The organism is Rhodococcus sp. IEGM 1351 (genome assembly GCF_030056875.1).
GTDB classification, from domain to species: domain Bacteria; phylum Actinomycetota; class Actinomycetes; order Mycobacteriales; family Mycobacteriaceae; genus Rhodococcus_F; species Rhodococcus_F opacus.
Genome location: NZ_JASHKU010000001.1, coordinates 1 through 13,676, shown reverse-complemented (window position 1 = coordinate 13,676; position 13,676 = coordinate 1). Strand labels below are relative to the sequence as shown.

The window sequence follows — 13,676 nt, the reverse complement described above, 5'->3', positions numbered from 1 at the left end:
CTCCTACAGGAACTTGCTGAACTGGTCGTTCGCCCGCTGCATCACGAAGTCGTACGGCGGCGAGAACTTGCGCGCCCACCAGTAGCCGAACCGGATGTCCGGCGACGTGTACACCAGGTACCGGTCCTTCTTGATGCCGGCGATGATGCAGGACGCGACCTTCTCGGGCGTGACGGCCCGCTTCTCGAAGCGATGGATCGCCTTCTGGATGCGCGGGTCGTCGCGATCGACCCCGGCGATCTCGACCGTGCCCACCAGCGGCGTCTTGACCGCGCCGGGAACAACGAGGCTCACACCGATGCCGTGCCGTTTGAGATCGAACCGCAGAACCTCGGACACTCCGCGGAGCCCGAATTTGCTTGCGCTGTAGGCGGCATGCCACGGCAGCGCCAGCAAGCCGGCGGCAGAAGAGACGTTGACCAGGTGACCGCCGCGTCCCGCCCGCACCATCGGGGGCAGGAAGCTCTCGATGATGTGGATCGGACCCATCAGGTTGACGTCCACCATGGACTTCCAGTGGCGGTGTTCGAGATTCTCGACGGTCCCCCACGCGGAGATACCGGCGACGTTCATGACGACGTCGAGGCTGCCGAACTGATCGTGGACATCGGCGGCGAATGCGGCGACGGCGTCGTAGTCGGACACGTCGAGGGCACGCGAGAAACTGACGGTGCCCCCGCGGCTGCCGACTTGTTCGACCGTCTGCGCCAGGCCGACCTCGTTGATGTCGGTGAGGAAGAGTTCGGCGCCCTCCGCCGCGGCCGCCAGGGCGGTCGCCTGCCCGATCCCGCTACCTGCACCCGTGATCAGGCACTTCTTGCCGTCCAGCGTCTTGATCGCCATAGCCGTGCGCGCCCCCGTCGTCACCGATCCGTGTCGGCTGGAAGTCTACGCACGCAATCTGATTGCGCGCACGCAACCGCAGCGGTGCCTTTCCCGAGGAAAACGCGAACCGGCCCTCTCCGGGCCGGTTCGTGACGGTTCACAACCGCTGGGTCATTTCTTCCTGATAGGTACGAATCGTCCTCTCGATTCCGTTGGCGTCGTCGTCGTTTCCTCGGTGCCGGGCGTCGTCGGCGCGCTCGCGCAGAACTCGAATCGCCTTCCGAAGCTCGGCGTCACTCATTCTGTGTTCCATATCACAATCATCCCCGTCGGCTTCAGATTTGGCCAGACTCGGGGGCGCACCGGAGCGGCAAAACCCCGGCTGAGCTGGACACTCGTCCAACCAGGCGGCGCGAACCCGCGAAGAGCACGCGGCGGCCGTGACGCGGATCGGGGGCGCGCGGCCTGGCGCCCGCGCGGATGCCACAACTTCACAGTAGTGTTCACGAGGCCCCGCGGGCCGCGAGCGACCTCTCCACGTTGCGATGCGCAACGCAACACAGTGGCCCTGAACTGGGGATATTGACCGGGCAGCCTCACGGCGCACACCCCTGCGACGTTGCCAGCTAACTCTCAGTGATTGAAAGAGCAACCACACAATCGGCCCGGCAACCACAACCGGCCCGGCGGGCTCCAGTCACCCCACCTCCGCGCCTCTCTTGAACTTTCAACGGTAGTGCGTGCGTGACGAGCACAGAGGGCTCCCGAAATGTCGGCGATCCGCGAGCGACGAACAGGCGATCGTTGAAACATATATGAGATAAGCACAGAGTCGGCGGACGACGTTTTGCCTCTATGTCCGTGAGTTATCAATCGGTTATCATCGTGGTACGGTGTCGTTCACACGACTGACGCCCGCACGAGAGAGGACCCGGCGGCTCACAATGGCAGATTTTGCTGCGCGGTTGAACAAGCTCTTCGACACGGTCCACCCTCCGGGACGTAAACCGCATACCAACGCCGAGGTCGCGGCGGCACTCATCGCAGACGGACACCAGATCTCGAAGCCCTACATCTCCCAGCTCCGGTCGGGACAACGAACCAACCCCTCCGACGAGACGGTCGCGGCGTTCGCCCGCTTCTTCAAGGTGAAGCCCGACTACTTCTTCAACGACATCTACGCCGCGAAGATCGATCACGATCTCGAGCTTCTCTCTCAACTCCAGGGATACGGACTTCGCAAGCTCTCCAGCCGCGCGTTCGACCTCTCCGAAGAGTCGCAGAACCTGCTCACCACGATGGCCGAGAAACTCCGCGCCAGCGAGGGGTTGCCGGAGGTCCCACCGGACGCGTCCCGCTGATCACCGGAGTCGTTGGGCAGCAACGAGTTCGCCGCAGGTCGCTCCCGACGTCCGGATAGAAGTCACCTAACGCACCCGACGACACCGCCGGAATGCCCTGCCCGGTGTGCCCACGTGGCGCATGATGGAGCAATGGTTGACAGACCGCAGCTCGGTCCCACGATCTTCGTGCTCTTCGGTGCCACCGGGGACCTGTCCAAACGCATGGTCCTCCCCGCGTTCTTCCAGCTCGCTCGGTCAGGGCTCCTGAACTCCGAGTGGATGCTGATCGGCACCGGCCGGGGCAACGTCTCCGACGATCAGTTCCGCGACCACGTGCGCGACGTCGTGAACCAATTCGGAGTGCCGCACGACGACACAGACTGGGAGACGTTCGCCCGGCGGCTGAGATTCGCGGGCGGCGGTTTCACCCCGGACAACCCGGGAACGCTCCCCGCAGCCGTTCGGCAGGCGCGGGACGACCTCGACGCGGCAGACGCGCAGTTGGTTCACTACCTGGCCCTGCCACCCAGCACGTTCGCCGAGACCACCCGCGCGCTCGGCGCTCACGACCTGGCCCGTGGCGCACGCGTCGTGTACGAGAAACCGTTCGGGACGTCGCACGAGGCGTTCACCGAACTCGACGAAGCCGTGCACCACGTCCTCGACGAGAAGCAGATCTATCGAATCGATCATTTCCTCGGCAAGGAGAGCACCCAGAATCTGCACATCCTGCGCTTCGCGAACGGGCTGATCGAGGGCGTCTGGAACCGGGAACACGTCGAGCAGGTACAGATCGACGTGCCCGAGACACTCGACATCGACGACCGCGCCCGGTTCTACGACGCCACCGGTGCCGTCCTGGACATGCTGGTGACGCACCTGTTCCAGGTCGCCGCCGAGATCGCGATGGAGCCGCCGGAGACGTTGGGCGCCGACGATCTCCAATCCGCCCGGGAAACCGTGATCGGGGCGTTCCGTCCGCTCGACACGGCCGACGTGGTGCTCGGCCAGTACGAGGGGTACCGCGACGTTCACGGTGTCGCAGACGATTCGACGACGGAGACGTTCGTCGCCGCACGGTTGTGGGTCGACACGGACCGCTGGCGTGGGGTGCCGTTCCTCCTCCGGACCGGAAAGATGCTGGGCGTCAGCCGACAACGGGTCAGCCTCGTCTTCCGCAGTCCTCGAGGACCGCTCTCGGACATTCCGCCGGACGGCGCCGTCCTGACGTTCGATCTGTCCGGGGACGGCGAGATCGACATCTCCATGGTCGTCAAGGAACCCGGACCCGACGACACACTGTCGGTGGGCCACCTGGGCCTGCCGCTCGACACGGTACCGCTCGCCCACGCCCTCGCACCGTACTCGCGACTCATCCTCGACGTCCTGCACGGCGACCGGTCACTGTTCACCCGCCCCGACGGCTTGGCGCACGTCTGGACCGTCGCCGACGCGCTGCTGCGTGACCCTCCCCCGGCCAAGCCGTACCCCGCGGGATCCATGGGACCGCCGGAGGCCGAAGATCTCGCCTCGCCCTGCGGGTGGCTCGTCACCGGTTCACCGGACTGACCGGCGGCTGAAGGCTATTCCGCAGACGATTCGGCGGTGTCCGCCTTCACGGGAACCGGGGCCGACTTCCGGAAGTCGGCGTACGCGTCCGCGAGATCGAGCACCCATCGGCGCGGCGACATGCCCTGGGGCGGCGCGATCCACTCGGTGTCGAGGACGTCGGAGGCGACCGGGTCGTCGATCCAGCCGGCGAGAATCCGGGCGCGTTCGGCGGTCGATTCCGGCAGGTCCTGTTCGTCCGTGTCGAGCATGCCCGCGCCCGCCTGCAGGTACAGCGCATCCATGACGTGTGCGACAGCGTCGGAGGCGCGGAGGACGGTCGTGCTCCCCTTGCCGTCGCCCTCGACCACTTCGGGGAACCGTGAAACGAGCACCGAATGCAGTGTGTTCATGCGGCGCAGGTCCTGGCGTGCGCGGAACCAGGTTTCGACGAGCACCCAGACGGTGCCGACCGAGACGATCACGGCCGCGACGGTGTACGCCGGCGAGGAGCCGACGGCCCACGTCTCGCCCGACACCTCACGCACCAGTCCGACGACCGCCGCAGCCAGGACGATCGCCGATCCGACCACGATCAGTGAGATTCCGCGGCCGAGCGGTGTCCACGCGACGTGCCGGACTCCGGTCACGACCACCGCGGTCAGCGCGATCACGATGAACACCAGCGCAGGAACGGGATATCCACCGGCAAGCCCGATTCCGAGCACGATAGCCACGGTGTAGACGATCACGGCGACGGCACGCAGCGCAGGACGCGGGAGTATCGGCCACACGGAGATCGCGCCGACCGCGCTCGCGGCGGCGAACAACGTCCACGCTAGTTCGAGGATGATCTCCGACAGCCCGACATCCGGGGCCACGGTGTCGAGGCGCCCGGCGACGTCCGGAACGGCCAACGTGGACGCGAGGGCCGCGCTGGACACCGCCACCACCATCGCCACGCGCAGCGGCGTCGGCTGACGCGCGGCGACCCGGCCGATCCGGGCACCCGCGGCCGTCCAGACGACGAGCGCAACCAGCCAGCCCATCAGCCGATCGCCTCGTCGTAGCGGAGCACGGACACGGGAGTTCCGCGCCCCTGCATCGTGTTCAACCGGATGAGCAGCATCGACGCGAACGTCTCGGCCTCCCACTCGGCCACCTCGTCGGACGGCTGCTCGTCTCCCCGCCGTCGCGACCGCTGGCTGAGCATGTAGGCGATCAGATCGTCCCCGGCTTCGAGCGTCGCGGTAACGATCTCGGCTCCTTCGTGCCGAAACACGATGTGACCCAGCTCATGCGCAAGCGTGCGGTCGAGGTCGGGCAGGCCCGGCGCCAGCACGATCACGTCCCGGTCCGGGTACGCGCGCCTCTGGCCGCACACACCGGGCGCCATCGGCTTCGTGAAATCGAGTTCGATGGGACGCTGCCGTTCGCGGGCCACCGCGTCCACCACGTGCCGGAGTGACACCGCTTCGGCCCGGGCCGCCGCGTCACACACCGCGTCCACGGCCGCCGCGACCCGACGATGAGATCTGTTCGCCCCCACGACTACATCCCTCCACTCGAAGCGGACGGGAAGAATTCCGCCCGCGCGGCCGCGATGCGCGCCTGTTGTGCGCGAGCACCCTTGAAGGTCAGCGCACCCGCCCCGCCGGCGCAGCACAACAGCACGCCGACCCCACCGAGAACGGTGATCGCAGGCAACGGCTCACTGTGGACCACAGGAACCATTCCGGGCGGCGCAGCGGCCGGATCGTCCTGGGCCGGTGCCCCCGCAGCGGGCGACCCTCCGTCGCTGCTCGGGGTCTCGCCGGCAAAGCGATCCTGGGGTGCGGAATCCGCGGGACCACCCGCACCCGGGGCTGCCGCGGCACCTCCGGAACCGGACCCGGAACCTCCGGCCGGCGCTCCCCCGGACGCCGGAGGTGCGGCAGGACCCTCGGATCCCGGGGCGGCAGCATCGGGACCCGCGTCGTTTCCGGAACCGTCGTCCCCGGACGTGTCCGGGCGCCCGATATCCGGTTCGGCCACGGGCGGCAACTTGATCGGACGGGGCGGAGCGACCACGACCCGTGACGTCGAAGGAGTCGACGTCTCCGTGGGTTCGGCGGTGGCGGACGGTTCCGTGGTCTCGGACGGCTCGGCCGTCTCGCTGGGCTCGGCCGTATCACTTGGCTTCGCGGTCTCGCTGGGCTCCCGTGTCTCGCTGGGCTCCCGTGTCTCGCTGGGTTCCCGTGTCTCGCTGGGCTCTCCGCCACCGCAGCCGCGGCGACTCTCGCACGGCGGATGAGGATGCCGGGGCTTGCCGCCGCCGGAAGACTCCGAGGAACCGTCGTCGCATCGACTGTTGGCGCAGTCATGGTACTGGGGGTCGGCGGAGGCGTCGGACGGGAACACCGAGACGGTGACCCAGCCGAGCCCGGACAAGAAGGCCAGCGCCAGTCCGACCATGGTCAGCCTTCGAACAACACGACGCGCGCTCACTGTGCACCCCCCTCGTATTCACGACACCACGTCTACGGCGACGTCGCCGCTGTCATGGTATCGAGCGAACCGAGCGGAGGTGCTGGTGGTGCCGGTGTCGGGGAACCGGCACCACCAGCGGTGCCCGAGCCAGGTGGGACTCGAGCAGCTTCCGAGAACCCCTGCGGGTTCGGCGGTATCGCCTGGAGGTGCTGATCGGTCAGCGGAAGGACGGCGTCTCCGACGCGGCCCTCGCGATTTCGAGTGGTCGGCCGGAGTTCACAGGACGTTCACCAGCAACATCGTCGCGGTGATGGTCGCGGCCACCGTCGCCGGCTCCAAGAACTTCGAGATCTTGCCCATTGCCTGCATGTATTTCCACCCCGTGCGATCGACCCCTTGATGACCTACGGACAGTACACAGCATTCAGTTACCTTTTGGCAAATCGGAGGGTCGGGCATTCCCGCGGCGGCCTCGCTCTACACACCCCGACGATGGCGCTCACCTGGGCCGGAAGACAGAAAATGCGCCGAATGCAGAAAAGGCACTCCCTCCGGGTGGAGTGAGTGCCATTTCTGTGGTGGAGCTGAGGGGAATCGAACCCCTGACCTCTTCGATGCGAACGAAGCGCGCTACCAACTGCGCCACAGCCCCGCGCGGATCCTGCGATCCGCTCGGCAAACTCTAGCAGGCCACCCGCGGCGGGAGCGAATCGCCTACACCGACGTGGCTTTCGGCCCGATTCGCCCGGCTACTCACCGGCAGCTCGGCGCATCGTGGCCTGCTGCATCGGGGCGTCGTCGAAGTGTTCGAGATGATCGAATTCGGGGTCCTCGTCGTCCACTTCGAGGACCACGGCGCCCGGACGCCGCAACCGGGCCGGAATGAGGCGGAGCTCCTCGTCGCTGCGGGACTCGACACCCAACCGCGAACGGTTGAGACGCGCGGTCCGCCGACGACGGATCTCCTGCTCGATCTGAACCTGCCGGCGCAGATACGCCAAGTAGCCGAAGAGACCGACCACACCGGCCGCGAACACCCACCACATCAGCGGCGAGATGATCAGCCCGAGCGCCGCCGACATGATTGTCGCGAACACCAGCCCGAGAACCGACCGCTGCCGGAACGCGTACCGGGCCTCGCGCGCGATCGCGTCGGCCTCGGGATCGAAGCCGCCACGCCCCCGGCGCGCCGGTACGTACTCACCCACCGGTGCCCGCTCGCCGTCGAACTCGTCTTCCTCTGCGTGAGTGTCCACAAGGTCCTCCGCGTCGTAGCCGTAGTGGTCCGGTTCCGGTTGCCAGTACGGGTCGCTGCGGTGTCCAGCCGCGGGTCCACGCTGCACGGGACGTTCGTCACCGCGGTGCAGCACACGCGTCGCGAGTGCTGCGTCACTGGTTTGCCGAATCCGGGGGCGGTTGTTCACCAGCATCGGAACCAGGACGAAGAGCCACACGACGACGAGCCCGATCCAGAGAAACGAGTTCGGCATACGGCGACCTCCTCCCAATCGTCTACCAGCATGGATACCGCTGTTGACCCACCCAGGCTAACCGCATGAACACGCACATCTTCGCAGACGCGCCGATCTCACCATACTCAGGTGTCACATGCGTAACGCGAAAATGTGGTGCTCGACATGCCCCGAGACGGCAGAGGGAACGATCCGGCAAAGACTCGCCGAAAGCGGAGCCCCGGTCAGGAAGCTTTGATACCGTGAGATAACTGCCGCGTAGCTGGACGCTTGTCCATGTCCGCTACGGCGGTCACGCCCAGGTGGCTTTGCCACTCCGCACGAGCGAATCCGCCACCGTGCCGGGCACGTCCTCGACGGTCATGCCGACCAGAATGTGGTCGCGCCACTGCCCGTCGACGTCCAGGTAGCGCTTGAGGAGACCCTCCTCGCGGAAGCCGACGTTGCGGAGCACCGCCTGGCTCGCCAGGTTCTCCGGACGCACGGTGGCCTCCACGCGATGCAACCCCACGGGCCCGAAGGCATGATCGAGCCCCAGCGCGAGTGCGCCCGTGGCCACCCCGAGTCCGTTGACGTCGCTGGCCACCCAGTAACCGATCCAGGCGGAGCGCAGTGCACCCCGCACCACGTTGCCGATCGTGATCTGGCCGCAGAAATTGCCGTCGAGTTCGATGGCCATCGGCAGCATGCGACCCTTCCGGGCTTCCGAACGCAAACTGCTGCACAGTCCGGGCCATCCCGAAATATGGTGGCGCGCTTCCCAGGGTGCCTCCCCGGTCGGTTCCCACGGTTCGAGGTGCGCGCGGTCGCGGGTGCGCAGACGACTCCACGCCGACGCGTCACGCAACCTGATGGCGCGCACGGTGACGACGCCACCCTTCACCCGCAAGGGCCCGAGATGCGGCGGCCAACCCGGATGCTGTGTCATCCCGTCTCACACTGTCGCGGTGCCATCAGCCCCGCTGCGCCAGAAAAGCCACGTCCACCTGATCACCGGTCCGGACCTCGGTGATCTCGGGGTCGATGAGGACGAGGCAGTTGGCCTCGGCCAGCGTGGCGAGCAGGTGTGAGGACGCGCCCGGCGCCCCGCCGAGAGCTTGGACGAGGTACTCCCCCGTGGCCTCGTCGCGCATGAGCTGACCTCGGAGAAAACCCTTGCGGTGCTCGATGGACGTGATGGGTGCGACGGTGCGGGCGGTGACGACGCGTCGCATCGGCTGCCTACGCCCCAGCGCGATGCGGATCAGCGGGCGCACCATCACCTCGAACACGACGAGGGCGCTCACCGGATTGGACGGGAGCAGGAACGTCGGGACCTCGTCCCGGCCCAGCTGGCCGAAACCCTGGACCGATCCCGGATGCATTGCGACGCGGTCGACCTCGAGGTTGCCGAGATCGGCGAGTGCGTCCCGCACGTCCTCGGAGGCGCCGCCGCCGACCGCACCCGCGATGACGACGATCTCGGACCGGATCAGCTGACCTTCCACCACCTCGCGCAGCCGACGGGCATCGGCGTTCGCGATACCGACCCGGTTGACGTCGGCGCCGGCGTCGCGGGCGGCGGCGGCCAGCGCGTAGGAGTTGACGTCGTAGACCTGGCCGGGACCGGGGGTCCGGTCGACGTCGACGAGTTCGCCACCGACCGAGATGACGGACAGCCGGGGCCGGGGATGCACGAGCACCTTGTCTCGGCCCACCGCCGCCAGCAACCCGACCTGCGCGGCCCCGATGATGGTGCCTGCCCGGACCGCGACGTCTCCGGGCTGCACGTCGTCGCCGGCCCGGCGCACGTAGTCGCCGGAGCGGACGGGTTTGTAGATCTTGACGCGGGCCCGGCCGCCATCCGTGCGGTCGAGCGGAAGGACGGCGTCGGCGAGCGTCGGGAGCGGAGCGCCCGTGTCGACCTTGACGGCCTGACGCGGTTGCAGCCGGATCGGCTGCCTCGAACCTGCCGTGACCTCACCGACCACGGGGAGCGACAGTTCGACGGGCGCACCGTCGTCGTCCCGGATGTCGGTTCCGGCGGCCTGGACGTCGACGCTACGGACGGCGTAGCCGTCGATCGCGGCCTGGTCGAAACCGGGAAGCGGACGCTCGGTGACCACCTCTTCGGCACACAGCAGCCCCTGGGCTTCGGAGATCGCCACACGGACCGGCCGCGGCGCCACCGCGGCCGCGGTCACGATCGTCTGTTGCTCCTCGACCGACCGCAAGTTCTTGCCTCCCGAGCTTCTCTAGGAATCCGTCCGCTTCAATCGGTCGATCAGCCATTCGCGCAACGATGGGCCGTACTCCTCCATGTCCAACGCAAAGTCAACCGCAGCACGGAGGTAGCCGCCGGGATTTCCGAGATCGTGTCTCGTGCCTCGGTGCACGACGACGTGAACGGGATGGCCTTCCTTGATGAGGAGGGCGATGGCGTCGGTGAGCTGGAGCTCGCCGCCGGCGCCGGGTTCGATTCGCCGCAGCGCATCGAAGATCGCCCGGTCGAGGAGGTAGCGACCTGCGGCGGCGAACGTGGACGGCGCATCCTCGATGGCCGGTTTCTCGACCATGCCGATGACCTTGAGGACGTCCGGGTTGGTGGCGTCGGGAACCGTCTCGACCTCGAAGACGCCGTACGCGCTCACCTGGTCCTTGGGTACGTCGATGGCGCAGAGGACGGTGCCACCACGCTTGCGGCGGACCCGCGACATCGTCTCGAGTACCCCGCGCGGCATCACCAGGTCGTCCGGGAGGAGCACGGCGATAGCGTCCTCGTCGTCGTCGAGGACCGATTCCGCGCAGCCGACCGCGTGGCCCAGGCCGAGAGGCTCGTCCTGGATTACGGATTCCACCTCGAGCAGGCCGGGAGCCTTGCGCACCTTCTCGAGCAGGTGATACTTGCCGCTGGCCTCGAGCTTGCTCTCGAGCACGAGATCCTCGACGAAGTGGGCGACCACTCCGTCCTTACCCGGCGATGTCACGATCACGAGCCGGCCGGCGCCCGAATCCGCGGCCTCTCCGGCCACCAGTTCGATACCCGGGGTATCCACGACCGGGAGCAGCTCTTTCGGCACGGTCTTGGTCGCGGGGAGGAATCGCGTACCCATTCCCGCTGCGGGCACTACAGCCGTGCGAAAGGCGCTGGCGGTGTGCGGTGCGGCGTCTGTCATGACCACACCATAACTGTGCGGACCTACTCGACAGTCACCAAGTTCCTGTCAGTAACCTCCCGGAACCCGTCGGGGACGCTCACCGGCCGGCTCTAAGGTTGGGGCATGCACGCACGAACGAAGGACGAGTGGCGGCAACTGGTGCTCTCCGGGCGGCGCGCGCTGACCCCCGAACTCCGCACCGCCGAGGACCGGGCGCTTGTCGCGCTCGCCACACAGGGAATCGCCGGTGGATCAACCGTCTGCGCCTACGTTCCCACTGCGCTCGAGCCCGGGTCGCTGGACTTTCTCGACGCCCTCCGACGAGTCGCCGGACGCGTCCTCGTGCCCGTCACCCGCGATCCGGGTCCGCTCCACTGGTCCGAGTTCACGGGCGCGGATGGTCTCGCCGACGCGAGTTACGGCCTCCGCGAGCCGACCGGGCCGGTGTGGGAACCCGACGAGATCCGTTCGGCCGGGACCATTTTCGTTCCCGCCCTGGCCGTCGACCGGCGGGGGGTGCGACTCGGCCGCGGCGCGGGCTTCTACGACCGGACTCTCGGCCTCGCCGCCTCCGACGCGCGGCTGATCACGGTGGTCCGCGACGAGGAACTAGTGTCCGAGCTGCCCGAGGACCCCCATGACGTACGTATGGGATGGGCGCTCACCCCGGGCTCGGGCCTCGTCCCGCTCGGCGACCGCTGAGGACGTTTCCCGCCCGGAATAGTTCTCTGATTAGCGTTGTTGGCACTGTCGACTGTAGAGTGCTAACACCTGCGGTTTGACTACACAGTGCGGAGGAACCCCGGTGCCCACTTATTCATATGCGTGCACGGCATGCGACAACCGTTTCGACATCGTCCAGTCGTTCAGTGATGACTCCCTGACCGTCTGCCCCGCGTGCTCGGGCAAGCTTCGCAAACTGTTCAACTCCGTCGGCATCGTCTTCAAGGGCAGTGGTTTCTACCGCACCGACAGCCGCGGCACGTCCGGCGCAGCAAGCGAGCCGGCCAAGACCGATTCTGCTCCCGCCGCGAAGTCGGAAAGTTCGTCGACGGCCTCGTCCAGCTCGTCGAGCACCGCGACCGCCGCACCGGCCAAGGCTGCTGCCAGCTAGTTCTCGCGTCTCCGCGAGTTATCCACAACGTCTCGTCCATCCACAGGCGGGCCCTTTCGGCGTACCCACGGGCCCGCCGGTCTCCTAGCGTCGAACCATGTCGTTCGATCCTGTCCAGACCAGTCGCCGCCGGTCGAACCGAGCACACCGAAGCCTGAGCCCGTCGTGGGCCGACCGGCTGTCGGATCTCGCCCATCCCGGATGGGCCCGCACCCTCGTCGCCAGACGCGTCCTGGCCGCCGCGCTGGTCTGCCTCGCACTGGCGCTCCTCGCCCGCGGAGACCCCGACTCTGCCCGCTCCGCAGTCGTGGTGGCCGCCCGGGATCTGCAACCGGGCGTCCTTCTCACGGACGCCGACGTGGAACTGGTGGAACTCGAGGCAGGGACCCTCCCCGACGGGGCCGTCACCGCATTGGCGGACGTCGCCGGGCGCACCCTCGCCGGACCGACCCGCGCCGGAGAAGCCCTCACCGACGTCCGAGTACTGGGCCCCCGTCTCGCCGCGGCAGCAGCGGGCATGGACGACGCCCGGATCGTCCCCGTCCGGCTCGCCGACCCCGCTGTCACGGAACTTCTGCGTGAGGGCGATCGCGTCGACGTGCTCACGGTCGATCCCGGCACACCAGCGAATCCGGACCGGCGCTCCGGCGCCACCGTGCTGGCGTCCCGCGCCGTCGTGGTGTTGGTGACACCGTCCGAGAACGGACGTGACCAGCGCGAACGCGTGGTGATGCTGGCCCTTCCGGCATCCGAGGCCACGACGGTCGCCGCGGCATCTCTCACGAGCGCGATCACCGTGACCTTTCAGTGACCCGTCACGCGGAGCCGCGCTGATCTAGGCTTTTCTCCGACATAGTGCTGGATGACTTGCCACCCACTCGAGGAGACGTCGACATGCTCAAGGGATTCAAGGACTTCCTGCTCCGGGGGAACGTCCTCGACCTCGCCGTCGCGGTCGTAGTCGGAGCCGCGTTCACCGCCATCGTCACATCGTTCACCAACAACGTGATCAATCCGTTGATCGCCGTTGCGGGTGGCGCCAACGATCTGGGCTGGGGTTACCAGATTCTCGCCGACAACCCGGCCACCTTCATCAACATCGGCGCCGTCATCACGGCCGTGATCAACTTCGTGATCATCGCCGCAGTCGTGTACTTCATTCTCATCGTCCCGGCCAACGCCGCGAAGAAGCGGTTCATCACCGAGCCCGCAGACAAGAAGGCCAGCGAGGCCGACCTACTGATCCAGATCCGCGACATCCTCGAATCAAGCCTCGAAACCAACGGCGCGACAGCGAGTCCCGACGGAGCGCACGCGATGACCGCGGACAAGGCCGCGAACCTCGAGCAGACCCGCGAATAGCTTCCGACGACTCCGGGCCCGTGCAGCAGCTGCATGCACGGGCCCGGAGTCATGGGTGGAACGAATTATCAGCCGAGGCTGAAGGGCTGTCCCCACAGGGTGACGGTGCCATCGACCGAGTCGGTCGAAACCGAAACCTTGGCGTAGGAGCGGGCCTGCGCGTAGCCGGCGCAACCGGAGACACCGAACGTCTCGTCCGAGTACGTGAAGCCACCGCTGTTGCCCTTGAACGAGAAGCTGCTCTTGTGCGCTTCCTCGTCGTAATCATCTGCGTACTCGATGTCGAGGATCGGCACGTTGGTGGCCTTACCGGGCCCGATCGAGACGCCGCTACCGGCACCACCCTCGACCGGGATGCCGGCGGGATCGCCACCGGCAGCCGCACCGACGACCTCGGACGGAACGA

16 protein-coding genes and 1 tRNA gene are annotated in these 13,676 nt (G+C 67.3%); 6 read left to right on the top strand and 11 right to left on the bottom strand.

Translation table 11 applies throughout. From position 1 onward, the window contains the following. Positions 1-3: 3 nt before the first annotated feature. Together QM806_RS00085 and QM806_RS00080 are read right to left on the bottom strand one after the other, a co-directional pair. On the bottom strand, positions 4-843 hold the full coding sequence (locus QM806_RS00085; RefSeq protein ID WP_005255390.1) for an SDR family oxidoreductase: 840 nt from the start codon (positions 841-843) through the stop codon (positions 4-6). A 139-nt stretch (positions 844-982) separates the two neighbouring features. Beyond that, the gene (locus QM806_RS00080) at positions 983-1,126 is read right to left on the bottom strand and encodes a hypothetical protein (protein WP_005561362.1); all 144 of its coding nucleotides are present in this window, start codon (positions 1,124-1,126) and stop codon (positions 983-985) included. A 643-nt stretch (positions 1,127-1,769) separates the two neighbouring features. Here QM806_RS00080 and QM806_RS00075 point away from each other — a divergent pair. Continuing rightward, positions 1,770-2,186, top strand: coding sequence for a helix-turn-helix domain-containing protein (locus QM806_RS00075; RefSeq protein ID WP_005238699.1), 417 nt, complete (start codon positions 1,770-1,772; stop codon positions 2,184-2,186). A gap of 132 nt (positions 2,187-2,318) precedes the next feature. Further along, positions 2,319-3,737, top strand: coding sequence for a glucose-6-phosphate dehydrogenase (locus QM806_RS00070; RefSeq protein WP_005561364.1), 1,419 nt, complete (start codon positions 2,319-2,321; stop codon positions 3,735-3,737). A gap of 14 nt (positions 3,738-3,751) precedes the next feature. Here QM806_RS00070 and QM806_RS00065 read toward each other — a convergent pair whose 3' ends face one another. The 8 genes from QM806_RS00065 to QM806_RS00030 form a co-directional block, all read right to left on the bottom strand. After that, entirely contained in the window at positions 3,752-4,765 is a 1,014-nt protein-coding gene (locus QM806_RS00065; RefSeq protein WP_283289999.1) for a hypothetical protein, read from the bottom strand. After that, entirely contained in the window at positions 4,765-5,265 is a 501-nt protein-coding gene (locus tag QM806_RS00060; protein ID WP_133986353.1) for an ImmA/IrrE family metallo-endopeptidase, read from the bottom strand. The genes QM806_RS00065 and QM806_RS00060 overlap by 1 nt, the downstream gene beginning before the upstream one ends. Positions 5,266-5,267: 2 nt before the next feature. After that, positions 5,268-6,170, bottom strand: coding sequence for a cell surface protein (locus tag QM806_RS00055; RefSeq protein ID WP_283289996.1), 903 nt, complete (start codon positions 6,168-6,170; stop codon positions 5,268-5,270). A gap of 591 nt (positions 6,171-6,761) precedes the next feature. Next, a tRNA-Ala gene (locus QM806_RS00050) sits at positions 6,762-6,837 on the bottom strand. A gap of 97 nt (positions 6,838-6,934) precedes the next feature. Then, entirely contained in the window at positions 6,935-7,675 is a 741-nt protein-coding gene (gene sepX, locus QM806_RS00045) for a divisome protein SepX/GlpR (RefSeq protein ID WP_005255377.1), read from the bottom strand. A 274-nt stretch (positions 7,676-7,949) separates the two neighbouring features. Continuing rightward, positions 7,950-8,585, bottom strand: a complete 636-nt coding sequence (locus tag QM806_RS00040; protein WP_005238689.1) for a GNAT family N-acetyltransferase — start codon at positions 8,583-8,585, stop codon at positions 7,950-7,952. 25 nt (positions 8,586-8,610) lie between these two features. After that, complete coding sequence (glp, locus tag QM806_RS00035) at positions 8,611-9,870, bottom strand: molybdotransferase-like divisome protein Glp (RefSeq protein WP_005238688.1); 1,260 nt, start codon at positions 9,868-9,870, stop codon at positions 8,611-8,613. A 21-nt stretch (positions 9,871-9,891) separates the two neighbouring features. Then, a complete protein-coding gene (locus tag QM806_RS00030; RefSeq protein ID WP_005567389.1) occupies positions 9,892-10,812 on the bottom strand; it encodes a UTP--glucose-1-phosphate uridylyltransferase in 921 nt (306 codons plus the stop codon). A 105-nt stretch (positions 10,813-10,917) separates the two neighbouring features. Here QM806_RS00030 and QM806_RS00025 point away from each other — a divergent pair, with 105 nt between their 5' ends. The 4 genes from QM806_RS00025 (at position 10,918) to mscL (ending at position 13,270) form a co-directional block, all read left to right on the top strand. Then, positions 10,918-11,496, top strand: a complete 579-nt coding sequence (locus tag QM806_RS00025; RefSeq protein WP_005567391.1) for a 5-formyltetrahydrofolate cyclo-ligase — start codon at positions 10,918-10,920, stop codon at positions 11,494-11,496. Positions 11,497-11,599: 103 nt separating this feature from the next. Next, positions 11,600-11,908 (top strand): FmdB family zinc ribbon protein, encoded by a 309-nt coding sequence (locus tag QM806_RS00020; protein ID WP_005238679.1) that lies wholly within the window; start codon positions 11,600-11,602, stop codon positions 11,906-11,908. Between the two features lie 97 nt (positions 11,909-12,005). Beyond that, a complete protein-coding gene (locus QM806_RS00015) occupies positions 12,006-12,719 on the top strand; it encodes an SAF domain-containing protein (RefSeq protein WP_054248470.1) in 714 nt (237 codons plus the stop codon). 83 nt (positions 12,720-12,802) lie between these two features. Continuing rightward, positions 12,803-13,270 (top strand): large conductance mechanosensitive channel protein MscL, encoded by a 468-nt coding sequence (gene mscL / locus QM806_RS00010; RefSeq protein ID WP_144285712.1) that lies wholly within the window; start codon positions 12,803-12,805, stop codon positions 13,268-13,270. Positions 13,271-13,338: 68 nt separating this feature from the next. On the opposite strand, the gene QM806_RS00005 is transcribed toward mscL, so the two are convergent. Further along, positions 13,339-13,676, bottom strand: a 338-nt coding sequence (locus tag QM806_RS00005) for an MspA family porin (protein WP_283289991.1), incomplete at its 5' end; no start/stop codon positions are given.

Bases quoted from the DNA above. Each gene is read 5' to 3' on its own strand.
- QM806_RS00085 (WP_005255390.1), bottom strand. From the start codon at position 843: ATGGCGATCAAGACGCTGGACGGCAAGAAGTGCCTGATCACGGGTGCA.
- QM806_RS00080 (WP_005561362.1), bottom strand. From the start codon at position 1,126: ATGAGTGACGCCGAGCTTCGGAAGGCGATTCGAGTTCTGCGCGAGCGC.
- QM806_RS00075 (WP_005238699.1), top strand. From the start codon at position 1,770: ATGGCAGATTTTGCTGCGCGGTTGAACAAGCTCTTCGACACGGTCCAC.
- QM806_RS00070 (WP_005561364.1), top strand. From the start codon at position 2,319: ATGGTTGACAGACCGCAGCTCGGTCCCACGATCTTCGTGCTCTTCGGT.
- QM806_RS00065 (WP_283289999.1), bottom strand. From the start codon at position 4,765: ATGGGCTGGCTGGTTGCGCTCGTCGTCTGGACGGCCGCGGGTGCCCGG.
- QM806_RS00055 (WP_283289996.1), bottom strand. From the start codon at position 6,170: ATGGTCGGACTGGCGCTGGCCTTCTTGTCCGGGCTCGGCTGGGTCACC.
- sepX (WP_005255377.1), bottom strand. From the start codon at position 7,675: ATGCCGAACTCGTTTCTCTGGATCGGGCTCGTCGTCGTGTGGCTCTTC.
- QM806_RS00040 (WP_005238689.1), bottom strand. From the start codon at position 8,585: ATGACACAGCATCCGGGTTGGCCGCCGCATCTCGGGCCCTTGCGGGTG.
- QM806_RS00030 (WP_005567389.1), bottom strand. From the start codon at position 10,812: ATGACAGACGCCGCACCGCACACCGCCAGCGCCTTTCGCACGGCTGTA.
- QM806_RS00025 (WP_005567391.1), top strand. From the start codon at position 10,918: ATGCACGCACGAACGAAGGACGAGTGGCGGCAACTGGTGCTCTCCGGG.
- QM806_RS00015 (WP_054248470.1), top strand. From the start codon at position 12,006: ATGTCGTTCGATCCTGTCCAGACCAGTCGCCGCCGGTCGAACCGAGCA.
- mscL (WP_144285712.1), top strand. From the start codon at position 12,803: ATGCTCAAGGGATTCAAGGACTTCCTGCTCCGGGGGAACGTCCTCGAC.